Origin of the sequence: Achromobacter spanius, assembly GCF_003994415.1 — a bacterium.
In the GTDB taxonomy this organism is placed as follows: domain Bacteria; phylum Pseudomonadota; class Gammaproteobacteria; order Burkholderiales; family Burkholderiaceae_B; genus Achromobacter; species Achromobacter spanius_C.
Window position 1 is genome coordinate 4713297 of sequence record NZ_CP034689.1, and the last position, 14025, is coordinate 4727321.

The 14025-nt window shown below is 64.5% G+C and carries 12 protein-coding genes; 8 read left to right on the forward strand and 4 right to left on the reverse strand.

Annotation, left to right across the window (positions count from 1 at the left end; genetic code table 11):
• Positions 1-129 precede the first annotated feature (129 nt).
• Positions 130-879 (reverse strand): amino acid ABC transporter ATP-binding protein, encoded by a 750-nt coding sequence (locus ELS24_RS21585; protein WP_127185328.1) that lies wholly within the window; start codon positions 877-879, stop codon positions 130-132.
• Between the two features lie 153 nt (positions 880-1032).
• On the opposite strand from ELS24_RS21585, the gene amaB reads away from it, so the two are divergent.
• Both amaB and ELS24_RS21595 read left to right on the forward strand, forming a co-directional pair.
• Positions 1033-2535 carry an L-piperidine-6-carboxylate dehydrogenase gene (gene amaB, locus ELS24_RS21590; RefSeq protein ID WP_127185329.1) on the forward strand — a complete coding sequence of 501 codons (1503 nt, stop codon included), beginning with the start codon at positions 1033-1035 and terminating at the stop codon, positions 2533-2535.
• 205 nt (positions 2536-2740) lie between these two features.
• Positions 2741-4033 carry a phospholipase A gene (locus ELS24_RS21595; RefSeq protein ID WP_127185330.1) on the forward strand — a complete coding sequence of 431 codons (1293 nt, stop codon included), beginning with the start codon at positions 2741-2743 and terminating at the stop codon, positions 4031-4033.
• Positions 4034-4184: 151 nt separating this feature from the next.
• Here the strand turns inward: ELS24_RS21595 and ELS24_RS21600 are convergent, their stop codons facing one another.
• The 3 genes from ELS24_RS21600 to ELS24_RS21610 all read right to left on the reverse strand — a co-directional run bounded on the left by ELS24_RS21600 (position 4185) and on the right by ELS24_RS21610 (position 7941).
• Positions 4185-5126, reverse strand: coding sequence for an ornithine cyclodeaminase family protein (locus ELS24_RS21600; RefSeq protein WP_127185331.1), 942 nt, complete (start codon positions 5124-5126; stop codon positions 4185-4187).
• Between the two features lie 313 nt (positions 5127-5439).
• Positions 5440-6372 carry an N-carbamoyl-D-amino-acid hydrolase gene (locus tag ELS24_RS21605; protein ID WP_205737011.1) on the reverse strand — a complete coding sequence of 311 codons (933 nt, stop codon included), beginning with the start codon at positions 6370-6372 and terminating at the stop codon, positions 5440-5442.
• A 435-nt stretch (positions 6373-6807) separates the two neighbouring features.
• A complete protein-coding gene (locus ELS24_RS21610; protein ID WP_127183689.1) occupies positions 6808-7941 on the reverse strand; it encodes an IS481 family transposase in 1134 nt (377 codons plus the stop codon).
• Positions 7942-8645: 704 nt separating this feature from the next.
• On the opposite strand from ELS24_RS21610, the gene ELS24_RS21615 reads away from it, so the two are divergent.
• From ELS24_RS21615 to cynS, 6 genes are all read left to right on the forward strand, one after another.
• Positions 8646-9788 (forward strand): sensor histidine kinase, encoded by a 1143-nt coding sequence (locus ELS24_RS21615; protein ID WP_050450345.1) that lies wholly within the window; start codon positions 8646-8648, stop codon positions 9786-9788.
• 19 nt (positions 9789-9807) lie between these two features.
• Positions 9808-10446 (forward strand): response regulator, encoded by a 639-nt coding sequence (locus ELS24_RS21620; RefSeq protein ID WP_050450344.1) that lies wholly within the window; start codon positions 9808-9810, stop codon positions 10444-10446.
• Positions 10447-10582: 136 nt separating this feature from the next.
• Positions 10583-11929, forward strand: coding sequence for a CmpA/NrtA family ABC transporter substrate-binding protein (locus ELS24_RS21625; RefSeq protein WP_127185332.1), 1347 nt, complete (start codon positions 10583-10585; stop codon positions 11927-11929).
• The gene (gene ntrB, locus ELS24_RS21630; RefSeq protein ID WP_127185333.1) at positions 11929-12771 is read left to right on the forward strand and encodes a nitrate ABC transporter permease; all 843 of its coding nucleotides are present in this window, start codon (positions 11929-11931) and stop codon (positions 12769-12771) included. Before ELS24_RS21625 ends, ntrB begins: the two co-directional genes overlap by 1 nt.
• Before the next feature lie 4 nt (positions 12772-12775).
• Complete coding sequence (locus tag ELS24_RS21635) at positions 12776-13582, forward strand: ABC transporter ATP-binding protein (protein ID WP_050450341.1); 807 nt, start codon at positions 12776-12778, stop codon at positions 13580-13582.
• Positions 13582-14025: a cyanase gene (cynS, locus tag ELS24_RS21640; RefSeq protein WP_050450348.1), complete on the forward strand. Its 444-nt coding sequence runs from the start codon at positions 13582-13584 to the stop codon at positions 14023-14025. Before ELS24_RS21635 ends, cynS begins: the two co-directional genes overlap by 1 nt.

Consider the following 14025-nt stretch of genomic DNA (forward strand, 5'->3'; position numbering starts at 1 on the left):
TGGATGACGTCGTTCCGGGCTTGGCATAGGGTGTTGCCGCATGGCCGGCAGCGCCCGGATTTGCCGGACCGGCCTGTGCTTGGATTGCTTGAACAGCTTGAACTGCTTGAACTGCGGTATTTGCTTGAACTACAGAATCTTGTCCAGGAAAGCACGCGTGCGCGGCTCCTTGGGATGAACGAACACCTCTTCGGGCGTACCGATTTCCACGATGCGCCCGGCGTCCATGAACAGCGCGCGGTCGCCGACATCGCGCGCGAATCCCATTTCGTGGGTGACGACGGCCATCGTCATGCCGTCGCGCGCCAGTTGCCGCATCAGTTCCAGGATGCCGCCCACGGTTTCAGGGTCAAGCGCGGAAGTGGCCTCGTCGAACAACATCAGCTTGGGGTCCATGGCCAGCGCGCGGGCGATGGCCACGCGCTGCTGCTGGCCGCCCGACAACTGGCTGGGATAGCGTTCGCCGAAGTCGGCCATGCCGACGCGGCCCAACAGGTCGCGGGCGTAGCGTTCGGCATCTGCGCGACTGCGCCCGCGCACCACGCGCTGGGGTAGCGCCACGTTGTCCAGCGCAGTACGGTGTTGGAACAGGTTGAAGTGCTGGAACACCATGCCGACATTGGTGCGCCAGCGATTGACGTCGGTGGCCGGGTCCGTCAAGGACACGCCGTCCACGCGAATGGTGCCGCTATCAATGCTTTCCAGGCCGTTCAGCGTGCGCAGCAAGGTGCTTTTGCCGGAGCCCGACGGCCCGACCACCACCATGACTTCACCCTTGTTCAACTGGCAATCAACGCCGTCCAGCGCCAGATGCGGGGGCTGCCCGTCGCGATGGAACGTTTTGGTGACTGCCTGGACATCCAGTAAAGCGTCTGCCACTGATGCACCTCGAAAACCGCGCTTAAGCGGGTTAAGCAAAAAAGTTTCGCAATTCACGCTGGAGTTTCGTATAGTAAATTTTTTTCCCGAATCGCCACTTAGGCATAACCCTTAAGCGAAGCCATGACTTCGCTGGCAATCCAAGGAACCGGCATGGACACCCCCCAAGACATCCTGCGCGCGCTCGGCCTGAACCCCGACGCGCTTACCGGCGGCACGCTGACCGCGCGCAGCCCGATCGACGGCGCTGAACTGGCGCAGGTGCATGAACACACGGTGGCCCAGGCCCATTCGGCCATCACGCGCGCCCGCCAGGCCAGCCTGGCCTGGCGCGACGTGCCGGCCCCGCGCCGAGGCGAATTGATCCGCCTGTTGGGCGAAACCTTGCGCGAGAACAAGACGGCGCTGGGCCGCCTGGTCAGCCTGGAAGCCGGCAAGATCGTGGCCGAAGGCGAAGGCGAAGTGCAGGAAATGATCGACATCTGCGACTTCGCCGTCGGCCTGTCGCGCCAGTTGTACGGCCTGACCATCGCGTCCGAACGCCCCGGCCATCGCATGATGGAAACCTGGCATCCGCTGGGCGTCATCGGCGTGATCAGCGCCTTCAATTTCCCCATGGCCGTGTGGTCGTGGAACGCGGCGCTGGCCATCGTCTGCGGCAACGCCGTGGTGTGGAAGCCCTCTGAAAAAACCCCGCTGACCGCCCTGGCCTGCCAAGCGCTCTTCGCGCAAGCCATGCAGCGTTTCGGCGACGCGCCCGCCGGCTTGTCCGAAGTGCTGATCGGCGGCCGTGACGTGGGCGAAGCGCTGGTGGATTCGCATACGGTGGCGCTGGTGTCGGCCACCGGCTCCACCCGCATGGGCCGCCAGGTAGGCCCGCGCGTGGCGCAACGTTTTGGCCGCGTGCTGCTGGAACTGGGCGGCAACAACGCCATCATCGTCGGCCCCACCGCCGACCTGGACATGGCCGCGCGCGGCATCGTGTTTGGCGCCATCGGCACGGCCGGCCAGCGCTGCACCACCACCCGCCGCCTGATCGTGCACGAAAGCGTGGCCGACGCCCTGGTGCAACGCCTGCACAAGGCCTACGCCAGCGCCCCCATCGGCAACCCGCTGGACAGCGGCAACCTGGTCGGCCCGCTGATCGACCGGGGATCGTTTGACGCCATGCAAGACGCGCTGCGCGCCGCGCGCGAGCAAGGCGGCAAGGTCACCGGCGGCGAGCGCGTGCTGGCCGATGAATACCCCAACGCCTGGTACGTGCGCCCGGCCATCGCCGAAATGCCCGGCCAGACCGACGTGGTCTGCCACGAAACCTTCGCCCCCATCCTGTACGTGATGCGCTACCAGGAATTCGGCGACGCGCTGGCCTTGCAGAACGGCGTGCCGCAAGGCCTGTCGTCGGCCATCTTCACCAATGACCTGCGCGAAGCCGAGACCTTCCTGTCGGCGTCCGGTTCCGACTGCGGCATCGCCAACGTCAACATCGGCACGTCCGGCGCCGAGATCGGCGGCGCGTTCGGTGGCGAAAAAGAAACGGGCGGCGGCCGCGAATCGGGTTCCGACGCCTGGCGCAATTACATGCGCCGCGCCACCAACACCATCAACTACTCGCGCAACCTGCCGTTGGCGCAGGGGATCAAGTTCGGCGAGTAAGCCTGCTGGAAAGTCTGCGAACATTGGCTTGAAATGCAAGGCCCCGCGCGGTTGGATCCGCGCGGGGCCTTGTTGCATGGGCCATCGCACGACATCCTGCGTAACACCTGTTTATTACATGGCCTACATCCGATAAGCCTGGCTTACAAACAGTTGCGGCAGGCGATGCTACATTTCTTCGTCACAAGAAAAACACACCGTTCCCATGTCCCTACGCCGTCTTGCACACCCTCACTTCGCCCTGCGCACCCTGACCGCCGCCGTCGCCCTGAGCGCCGCCGGCTCGGCCGCGGCAGGCGTGTCGTACCGCCTGGACCGCCCCTCCGCCGCGCCCGGCGAAACCGTCCGCATCGAAGCCGTGTACTTCAACGACGGCAGCGCACGCGCCAACTGGGAAGCGCCGCCTGAACTGGTGCTGCAATGGCGCAGCCAGGACGGCCAGATCGTGCGCAGCCTGGCCAAGCTGGACGGCGACCGCGCCAGCTATAGCGTGCCCGTCAACAACTTTGCCCGCATGGCATGGAAGGCGGTGGTGCCCAGCAATGCGCGCGGCCTGCAGGCCGTGTCGATTGAAGGCGAGCCGTCCTTGATGGCGCTGGACGCCACCGGCCGCGAAAGCGGCACCCTGGCCAGCACGCCGGCCCAAGGCCCGGTGGTGGACGCCCGCAGCGGCCAGCCCCTGCCCGTGGCCGCCGTTACCGCCGCGGGCGCATCGCCCGACGGCGGCCCCGCGCCCGACGCCACCGTGGCGCCTACCGTGCAGCCGCAAACCGCGTTCGACCGCTTCCGCAGTTCCATCTCGGAATACAAGCCCGTCTACTTCGACATCGGCACGCGCGGCCGCACCACGGCGCGCTTTCAGATCAGCGCCAAATACCGCTTGTTCAGCCCGTCGGGCGACCGCCCGGCAACGTGGGGCGAGAATTTCTACCTGGCCTATACCCAGACCTCGCTGTGGGATTTGCAGGGCGATTCCATGCCCTTCATCGACACCACCTTCAACCCCAGCGCCTTCTGGCTGTCGGACAACATCTGGCAATCCGCCAACCAGAACTGGCGCTTCGGCATGAACACGGGGGTGGAACACAGCTCCAACGGCAAGGATGGCGAAGACTCGCGTTCGGTTAACGACGGCTACATCGAACCGCGCTTTCACTACCGTTTTGACGGCGGCAGCACGCTGACCTTTGCGCCTAAGGTCAAGGCTTACTTTGGCGTGGCCGATGAGAACCGGGACTACGCCGATTATGCCGGGCACGTTGATTGGCAATTGCGTTGGGCGCAGGACAACGGCGCGGTGGTGTCAGCGATGTACCGCCAGGGCGATCAGAAGCGCCGGACGACGCAGTTGGACTTTGCGTGGCCGCTGCAACGCACTTGGTTGAACATGAACGGGTATCTGCATTTGCAGTATTTCAACGGGTATGGCGAGACATTGCTTGGGTATAACCAGCGCAATGAATCGCAGTTCCGGGTGGGGTTGTCGTTGGTGCCTTGAGGGTGATGGGGGACTTGCGGGCGTTGTGTGATGGGTTGCGCGCGTTCGGTGGTGGGGTTCTTTTTCCGTCGTTCGCGCGCTTCACCCATCCTACGTGATGGGTGAACGGGGTTCGCGTGACGGGGGTGCCGCGCGTCGCCCATCCGACGCATTACGAGGCTGGGTTCAGGGATTCGTAGACTAGGGTGGCCAGCGTCAGGTCTTCCAGGGCGCTGCCGACGGCCTTGAAGACCGTGATTTCCTGGTCGGTTTGGCGGCCGGGGCGGGTGCCGGTGGTGAGCTGGTACAGATTGCCCTGGATGGCGTCGCGCGTTAGTACGCCGGCGTCGAAAGCTGACAGCAGGTCGCCGGATTTGGTGGGGGCTTCGTCGGTATCCACGTAGACCGTCGTGCCGTCAAAGCAGGCCGGATCCGTTTCACGCATCTCGGGCGTGAAGCTGCCGATCAGGTCCAGGTGCGTGCCCGGGCGCAACCAGGCGCCTTGTATCAGCGGCACGGTGGACAAGGTGGCGCAACTGATGATGTCGGCCGCGCGCGCGGCGGATTCCAGGTCGGTCGTGGCCTGGGCGTCGAAGCCTTGTTCACGCAGTTTTTCCGCCAGCGCCTGGGCGCCGGCCTCGCGCACATTCCACACCATCACACGCTGAATTGGGCGCACGGTACGCATGGCTTGCGCCACCAGGCCCGCGATGCGGCCCGAGCCCACGATCAGCAGCGTGCTCGCATCCTTGCGCGCCAGATAGTCCGCACCCAGCGCGGCCGCGCCCGCCGTGCGGTACACGGTGACGATGTCGCCATCCACCTGTGCGATCGGTACGCCGGTCGTGGCGCTGTACAGGTTGTAGGTGGCGTGCAGGCCGGGCAGGCCCTGGTGCGTGTTCTCGGGAAAGATGTTGATGATCTTCACGCCGAAGTAACCGCGGTCGCTCCAGGCCGGCATGATCAACGTGGTGCCGTGCGCCGTGCCCGACTGGATGGCGTGGACGTGGCGCGTGGGCACGGTGGCGCCCTGGCGGAACGCCTCGCGCAAAGCGGGAATGACGGCGTCGAATGACAGAGCGCCGCGTGTCTGTTCGGTGTCGATAAAGCGCATGGGTTCAGTGCCTGAAAAGGGTCAATCAATCAAAGAGCCGAAGGCAGTCTAGCAGCGTGGGCAGTGGGTCGTGATGATCATGGGCCGGATTGTCGAGATCCCGCCCACTCGGGAAGCTATTGGCGGACTTGATCCAACCCTGGATGGAACCTCCGACATCCATTGCCAAGACATTCCTGAATTGCGCCTGCGCCAGTCATTGCCAAGACATTCTCCGATGCGCCCCGCCCTCCATTGAAGGCATTTCCTGGCGCAGCTATCCCTGGTCGCCAAAAAAATTGCCTGCGATGACGCAGGCAATTTTCAACCGGGCTTAAGCCACGTCCGGCACGGGCAGCGGTTCGCCCGCGCCGGTGCGTTCGGTGATCAGCTTGTAGTGCTGCGGGCTGCGATGCTTGGCGAAGTTGAAGACGTGTTCGCGGAAGGTCTGGCCCATGCCCAGGTCGATCTTCGCGGTAATCACTTCGTCTTCCTCGCCGCTGGAACGCGCCACGATCTCGCCGGACGGCGCCACGATCATCGAACTGCCAATCATGTGGTGGCCGTCTTCATGGCCGCACTTGCCGGCGGCGCCGACCCACACCGCGTTCTGATAGGCGCTGGCCTGCAGCACGATCTCGTGCGTGGTGGTGCGCAGGTGCGCGGGTTCGTTCCAATGGATGTTCAGCGACGGCGTGTTGTAGCCCAGCACGATAAGCTCGGCGCTTTGCAGCGACATCACGCGGTACGTCTCGGGCCAGCGGCGGTCATTGCACAAGCACATGCCGATCTTGACGTCGTTGGTCTCCCACACGCCAAAGCCCAGGTCGCCGACTTCAAAAAACTTCTTCTCAAGATGCTGGAACGGCGCGTCAACCTTGTGGTCCGAGTGGCCCGGCAGATGGATCTTGCGGTATTTGCCGATGATCTTGGCCGAGCGATCCACCAGAATGGCCGTATTGAACTGGCGGCCTTCCGGCGTCACTTCCGCATAGCCCAGGTAAAAGCCGATGCCCAGCTCGCGCGCGGTGTCGAACAGCGGCTGCACATCGGCATTGGGCATGGACTTTTCAAAGAAGCGGTCCACGGCTTCGGCGTCTTCCATCCAGTAGCGCGGGAAGAAGGTCGTCAGGGCAAGTTCGGGAAACACCACGAATTCCGCCTTGCGGGCGGCGGCCTCACGCATCATCTCGACCAGGCGGCGCACAACCACCGCGCGGGTGTCGGCAAGATTCACGGCGCCCATCTGGGCGACCGCCAGGCCCATTTTGCGGGCGGGGGATGCGTTACTCACGATGTCAATCTCCAGAAGTTCGTTTCGAATGGGGTTCGAGTGCCGGGGGGGTGGTGCGGGTGGCGGCGAATGGCGCGCGCGACCGTAAGAAAGAAGCATGCATGCCTTCGCGACTTTGCGATACCGTGAGCGCTTGGGTTGCGGCGGGCGGTGGCCGGGGCGGGGATTGTGGCTAAGGCGCTGATTGGATTGAGGATTCAGCACGCGGACGGTGTTGGCGGACGGCCCAGGCATAACCCTGGATCATGGACGCCATGCAAACTTTTATATCGGGTTTCCCCGCAGTGTCGGGCGTGTGCTTCGACGGCGGTTGGTGTGGGTTGATCGTGATGGGTTGCGCGCGTTTGTATGGACCGGGGACATGGGTGACACATGTTCGGGGACATGGGTAACACATAGGTTTTTATCCTATTGGCGTGCTCTGAGGTCGATCTGTTGGACAATTTTGTACAGGAAGACGACATCGAGCACGCCGTCTTGCGAGGAGGGTCTGACCGCGACCGGCAGACCCGCCATTCCCTCTCCGACGAAGACGACGCGTCCGTTCACAATGATCTGCCCCTTGGTCCTGACCTTGAGCACTCGATCGCCCGGCTCGTATTCGATCGGAGGCAACGAGGCAGGATAGCGACGAGGGCTAGGTCTATATCTCGACAGGGGCGGCATCTGCCCCAACGCCTGGTGGGGCCGGACGTGGTTGTACTGTTCACGCCACTGATCCATGGCTTGCTGGCAGTCCAGCAGACTGCTAAACCCCCGGGCCTGGATCAACTCGCGCTTGAGCGTTCGATGCAGGCGTTCTAGCTTGCCCTGGGTTTGCGGGTGGCGAGGACGACTGTGGCTGATACGCACACCCAGCCGCATGAGCCAAACCTCCAGGCCTGTCAGCCCCAGGCCGCGCACCGATGCCCAGGATGGGCCGTTATCCGCGGTGATCCGTTCGGGCAATCCGTAACGGCGAAATACGGCCTTCAGGTGCTGCTGCACGGTTTTGCTGCGCTCATCGCCACAAGCCTGGATGCACAGGGCGTAGCGTGAGTGATCGTCCAATAGCGTCAGCGGATGGCACCGTCCCTGACGCGCGTCGGTCAGGGCAAAGTGCCCCTTGAAGTCCATCTGCCACAACAGGTTTGGCGCTTCATGCTCAAAGCGCTGGTTCGCCAGCCCGACGTTCGAGTCCTCGCCTTGGACCCGATAGCCATGTCGTCGCAAAATTGCCGAGATGGTACTGGGCGCGGGCGCCGTAGTCGGCCCAAGCAGCGCCCGCAACTTGCGAGGCCCCCAGTACGGGTAACGCTTGTGCAGGTCGATCACCTGCGCTTCGATTTGCTCACACGTGCGCCCAGGACTATTGCCAGGCCTGCGAGACAGATCTTGCAACCCAGCCTGGCCGTTCCGCTCGTAGCGGCCCAACCACTTGTAGGCGGTCTTGGCGCTGATATCGAAACGCCGGCAAAGCTCCCGCACATTGCTGCCCGGTTGCAGGGCAAGCTGAACGAACTCCATTCGGCAGGACATAAGGCTTGACTCCTTCCACGGCATCGCTCGCTCCTAAAAACGACCATACCGTGATGCTAGAAGTGTTACCTATGTCCCCGAACACCCGTTACCCATGTCCCCGGTCCATACACGCGTTAAGCGTCGGATTTCGCGTGACGGGCGTGCCGCGCTTCACCCATCCTACAAAGTACCGTCGCGTCAGGTGCCGAAGATAGGTCCGTCGAATCAGGTGCCAACGTCCGTCGTCGGATTACATGCCAAGAGAGGTCCGTCGGATCACGCCCGGAAAATGCCACCAAACCAAATGCCAAAAGAGGCCGCCCGCGCGGCCGGCTTTGGCGGCCCTGCACACTCCTCCAATCCCTCACCAGCCTCACAGAAGCATGCCAAGCACACCACCCGCCCCAGCGCCCGCCAAGTTTCCCGCAGCGCAGCTCGGGGTGGCGGTGGCCTGGTGGCGCGGGGAGTCGATAAGCCCGAGGGAATCCGAAGGCAGCCGCCGCAGGCGGCAACGAGGATGACGACGGGGCAGTCCGGAGCGAAGGCTCCGGACCGCAATCGTTGACCCGCGCCGCCAGGACGCCGCCGCCCCGGGCGTCTCAGGAACCTCGCCCCGGGGCGCCCCAAGAACTACGCCCCAAGCATCTCAAGCCCCCCGCACACCAAGGGCATTCCCTCACGCCCTCCACATCCAGCCTCCCGTACACTCCCCAAAAATCCGCCCCGCGCCGCCATAAAGCCCCGCCATGTTCGCCGACCTGAACCACCTATCCCATCACGCCGCCTGGCGCCGCCAGTTGGAAATGCTGTTGGAGTCCGCCGGCGAAGGCATTTACGGGATCGACCTGCGTGGCCGTTGCATCTTCATCAACGGGGCCGGCGCCACCCTGCTCGGCTACACCCCTGACGAAGTTGTCGGCCGCAACATGCACTACCTCATCCATCACTCCCACGCCAACCGCGCCCTGATGCCCGTGCATGACTGCCGCATCTTCCAAGCCTTTCGCGAAGGCCGTGGCGTGCGCGTTGACGACGAAGTGCTCTGGCGCCGCGACGGCTCCTGCTTTGACGCCCAATACGCCTCCTACCCCATTCGCAACGACGGCGAAGTCGTCGGCGCCGTCGTCACGTTTTCAGACATCACCGACCGCAAGCGCATCGAACGCGAACTGCACAACACCCAGGCCCTGCTCGAACGCCGCGTCGGCGAACGCACCGCCGAACTCAGCAACGCCCACGACTCCCTGCGCCGCCTGTCCTCACACCTGTCCACCCTGCGCGAAGAAGAGCGCGCCCACATCGCCCGCAACATCCATGACGACCTCGGCGCATCCTTCACCGCCCTGCAACTGGACCTGAACTGGCTACGCCGCCAACTCGGCGCCACGCCCGAACTGCAAACCCACGTTGACCGCATGCTGGAAGTCACCCAGACCGCCATGGGCGCCACCCGCCGCATCCTCAGCGACCTGCGCCCCGTCGTCCTTGACCACCTGGGCCTGTGGGCCGCCCTGGAAACCCTGCTGCAAGACCTGCAAACCCGCACCGGCCTGCAATGCCGCTACCTCTGCCCGCCCGACACCGAACGCCGCCGCCTTGACCGTAACGCCGAAATCGCCGTCTACCGCATCGTCCAGGAACTGCTGACCAACGTGCAGCGCCACGCCTGCGCCCGCAGCGTCAGCGTCAGCGCCGTCTGGAGCGACGACGGCCTGCTGCTGACCGTGGAAGACGACGGCATCGGCATGCAACTGCCCGAAGCCCGCCACACCTTCGGCATACTTGGCATGCGTGAACGCGCGCGCGGCATCGGCGGCGACCTTGCCCTGGACAGCGCCCCCGGCGCCGGCATGCGCGCCCGCCTGCGTCTGAACCCCACCCGCGCCTGAACCCTACTTGCCCCGCTCCATGGCCCTGAACCTGCTCATCGTCGACGACCACCTCATCATCCGCCGAGGCCTGGCCCGCATCCTGGAAGAAGACCCGCGCGTGGCCCTCGTACACGAAGCCGCCGACGCCCCCTCCGCCCTGCGCGCCCTGCGCCAGACCCGCTACGACGCCATGGTGCTGGACGTGGCCCTGGGCGAACGCGACGGGCTCGACGTCCTGAAAACCGTGCGCGCCGACTACCCCGCCCTGGGCGTCGTCATGCTCTCCGTCTACCCCGAAACCCAGTTCGCCGTGCGCGCCCTGCGCACCGGCGCGCACGCCTACCTGAACAAAGGCTGCGACCCCGACGAACTGCTGTCCGCCCTGATCAACGCCGCCGCCGGCAAGCTCTACGTCACCCCCACCGTGGCCGAACTGCTGGCCCACACCGTGCGCCAGGACAGCACCCGCCCCCCGCACGAGCAACTCTCCAACCGCGAATTCCAGGTCTTGCAGTTGCTGGTGGCCGGCCGTTCGGTATCCGCCATCGGCGAACAGCTGGCTCTGTCGGTCAACACCATCTCCACCTACCGCAGCCGCATCTTCGAAAAGCTCGGCGTGCGCACGCTGGTGGAACTGGTGGCCTACGCCAATACGCACCACCTGGGTGCGCTGTAGCCGCCTTGCGCACCAGCACGGCGCAGCGTCGCACCGCGTAGTAGACCCCCTACACGCATATCGTCGAACCGGGGATACCGGCCCCGCGCGCCCGGCCCCATGATGGCTCCAATCCCCCTCTGGCCGGAGCCATCCCATGTCCCTATTCAGCAATCCGTTCGACGCCAACAGCCGTCTTGCCTGCGGCTGCGGCCGCCACGCCTCGCAAGCCGAACATGACCGCGCCGTGCAATCCATCACGGACAACGCAGTCGACCAGGCGGTGATGCGCGCCCTGTTTCCGGAAGACGGACTGCGCCGCCGCTTCTTGCGCGCGGTGGGCGGTGGCACCGCCATGGCCGCCATTGCGTCGATCTTTCCGCTAGCCGCCGCCCGCGAAGCCTTCGCGCAATCCACCGGCCCGCTGGAAAAGCAAAAGCTGAAGGTCGGCTTCATTCCCATCACCTGCGCCACGCCCATCATCATGGCGCACCCCATGGGCTTCTATGCCAAACAGGGGCTCGACGTGGAAGTAGTGAAGACCGCCGGCTGGGCGCTGGTGCGCGACAAGGCCATGTCCGGCGAATACGACGCCGCCCACATGTTGTCTCCCATGCCGCTGGCCATCTCGCTGGGCGTCGGCGCCAGCCGCGCCGTGCCGTGGACCATGCCCGCCGTGGAGAACATCAACGGCCAGGCCATCACGCTGTCCATGAAACACAAGGACCGCCGCGACCCCAAGGACTGGAAGGGCTTCAAGTTCGCCGTGCCGTTCGACTATTCCATGCACAACTACCTGTTGCGCTACTACCTGGCCGAACACGGCCTGGACCCCGACACCGACGTGCAGATCCGTTCCGTGCCGCCCCCTGAAATGGTGGCCAACCTGCGCGCCGACAACATCGACGGATTCCTGGCGCCGGACCCCGTCAACCAGCGCGCGGTCTACGACGGCGTGGGCTTCATCCACACGCTGTCCAAAACCATCTGGGACGGTCACCCCTGCTGCGCGTTCGCCGCCAGCCAGGAATTCGTGAAGACCATGCCCAACACCTACCAGGCCTTGTTGAAGTCCATCATCGAAGCCACCGCTTACGCCCGCAACCCCGTCAATCGCAAGGAAATCGCCGCCGCCATCGCCGCGCCCAACTACCTGAACCAGCCCGTCACCGTGGTCGAACAGGTGCTGACCGGCACCTACGCCGACGGCCTGGGCAAAGTGCTGACGGACCCCAACCGCATCGACTTCGATCCCATGCCGTGGCAGTCCTTCGCCGTGTGGATCCTGACGCAGATGAAGCGCTGGGGTCAGGTCAAGGGCGACATCGACTACCAGAAGGTGGCCAGCGAGGTCTTCCTGGCGACCGACGCCGTGCGCCTGATGCGCGAGGCCGGCCTGACCCCGCCCGCCGAATCGGCCAAGAGCTTCAGCGTCATGGGCAAGCCGTTTGACCCGGCCCAGCCCGAGGCCTATCTGGCCAGCTTCAAGATCCGGAGAACCTGATGCGGTCGGTGCAATATTGGCGGGCCACGTTTCTGTCCGTCGCGCTGTTCCTGGCGTTTTTGCTGCTGTGGCACGCCGCCACGCGCCCCGACACGGGCGACGTGACGGTGGACCCGGCCTACGCCGCGCTGGTCGGCAATGCCGCGGCCAGCGGTTCCAAGACGCCGTTTCCCGGCCCGGCCGACGTTGGCGAAAAGCTGTGGCAACACCTGAAAGACCCGTTCTACGACCGTGGACCCAACGACAAGGGCATCGGCGTGCAACTGGCGTATTCGGTAGCGCGCGTGCTGGCCGGCTTCAGCCTGGCCGCGCTGGTGGCGATACCGCTGGGCTTTCTGATCGGCATGTCCAAGACCGTCTACCGCGCCTTCGACCCCTTCATCCAGGTGCTCAAGCCCATTTCACCTTTGGCCTGGATGCCGCTGGCGCTCTACACCATCCAGGACGCCGACACGTCCGCCATCTTCGTCATCTTCATTTGCTCGCTGTGGCCGATGCTGGTGAACACCGCGTTTGGCGTGGGCGCCGTGCGGCAAGACTGGCTGAACGTGGCGCGCACGCTGGAAGTGTCACGCCTGCGCACCGCCTTGCAGGTGATCCTGCCCGCCGCCGCGCCCACCATCATGACCGGCATGCGCATTTCGGTAGGCATCGCCTGGCTGGTGATCGTGGCAGCGGAAATGCTGATCGGCGGCACGGGCATCGGCTACTTCGTGTGGAATGAATGGAACAACCTGTCGATAGCCAACATCATCTGCGCCATCTTCTTCATCGGCCTGATCGGCATGCTGCTGGACACCGTGCTGGCACGCGCCGCGCGGCTGGTCAGCTATCGGGAGTAACGCCATGAGCCATGCATTCCTGCAAGTCCAGGGCCTGGGCAAACGCTACCCCGGGCGCAACGGCCAGCCCCAGCCGCCCGTGTTCGAGAACGTGGATTTCGACATCGAGCAAGGCCAGTTCGTTTGCGTGATTGGCCATTCCGGCTGCGGCAAGACCACCATCCTGAACGTGCTGGCCGGCATCGACGACACCAACGAAGGCGTCGTCATCATGGACGGCCGCCAGATCTCGGGCCCGTCGCTGGAACGCGGCGTGGTGTTCCAGGCGCATGCATTGCTGCCCTGGCTGACCGCGCTGCAAAACGTGGAATTCGGCGTGCGTTCGCGCTGGCCCGCCTATAGCCGCGAGCAAGTGCGCGAACACAGCCTGCGCTACCTGGACATGGTGGGCCTGGCGCAGGCGGCCGGCAAGAAGCCCAGCGAACTGTCGGGCGGCATGAAGCAGCGCGTGGGTATTGCACGCGCCTTCGCCATCCAGCCCAAGATGCTGTTGCTGGACGAACCCTTCGGCGCGCTGGACGCATTGACACGCGGCACCATCCAGGACGAGCTGCGCGGCATCGTGCAGCAAACGCGCCAGACCGTATTCATGATCACGCACGACGTGGACGAAGCCATTCTGCTGTCGGACCGCATCCTGCTCATGAGCGCGGGCCCCTACGCCCGCATTGCCGAGTCCGTCAGTGTGGACCTGCCGCGCGACCGGACCCGTGCGAGCCTGCATCACGAACCCCGCTACTACGACATTCGCAACCATCTCGTCGACTTCCTGGTCGACAAGGCATCCCACAAGGAGGGAACCCCATCATGATGTCCCGCGCTGAAGTGACCGAACTGGTCGTTACCCGCAAACTGGAAAAAAAGCTGTCCTGGAGCGCCATTGCCGAAGCCGTCGGCCAAAGCAAGGAATGGACCACCGCCGCGCTGCTGGGCCAGATGACGCTGACCGAAGAACAGGCGCTTGCCGCCGCCCGCATCCTGGACCTGCCGGATGACGCCGTGCTGCAACTGCAAGTGGTGCCTTACAAGGGCTCGCTGCCCACCACGGTGCCTACCGACCCGCTGATCTACCGCTTCTATGAGCTGATCAACGTCTACGGCACCACCTTCAAGGCGCTGATCCATGAAGAGTTTGGCGACGGCATCATGAGCGCCATCGATTTCAAGATGGACTTGCAGCGCGAAGCCGACCCCAAGGGCGACCGCGTGCAGATCGTGATGAGCGGCAAGTTCCTGCCGTACAAGATGTATTGA

Coding starts and splice junctions, on each gene's coding strand:
- ELS24_RS21605 (WP_205737011.1), bottom strand. CDS start 6,372: ATGGGCCTGGCGGTCGCCCAGATGGGCGCCGTGAATCTTGCCGACACC.
- ntrB (WP_127185333.1), top strand. CDS start 11,929: ATGCGGTCGGTGCAATATTGGCGGGCCACGTTTCTGTCCGTCGCGCTG.
- ELS24_RS21635 (WP_050450341.1), top strand. CDS start 12,776: ATGAGCCATGCATTCCTGCAAGTCCAGGGCCTGGGCAAACGCTACCCC.
- amaB (WP_127185329.1), top strand. CDS start 1,033: ATGGACACCCCCCAAGACATCCTGCGCGCGCTCGGCCTGAACCCCGAC.
- ELS24_RS21620 (WP_050450344.1), top strand. CDS start 9,808: ATGGCCCTGAACCTGCTCATCGTCGACGACCACCTCATCATCCGCCGA.
- ELS24_RS21625 (WP_127185332.1), top strand. CDS start 10,583: ATGTCCCTATTCAGCAATCCGTTCGACGCCAACAGCCGTCTTGCCTGC.
- cynS (WP_050450348.1), top strand. CDS start 13,582: ATGTCCCGCGCTGAAGTGACCGAACTGGTCGTTACCCGCAAACTGGAA.
- ELS24_RS21595 (WP_127185330.1), top strand. CDS start 2,741: ATGTCCCTACGCCGTCTTGCACACCCTCACTTCGCCCTGCGCACCCTG.
- ELS24_RS21610 (WP_127183689.1), bottom strand. CDS start 7,941: ATGCCGTGGAAGGAGTCAAGCCTTATGTCCTGCCGAATGGAGTTCGTT.
- ELS24_RS21600 (WP_127185331.1), bottom strand. CDS start 5,126: ATGCGCTTTATCGACACCGAACAGACACGCGGCGCTCTGTCATTCGAC.
- ELS24_RS21615 (WP_050450345.1), top strand. CDS start 8,646: ATGTTCGCCGACCTGAACCACCTATCCCATCACGCCGCCTGGCGCCGC.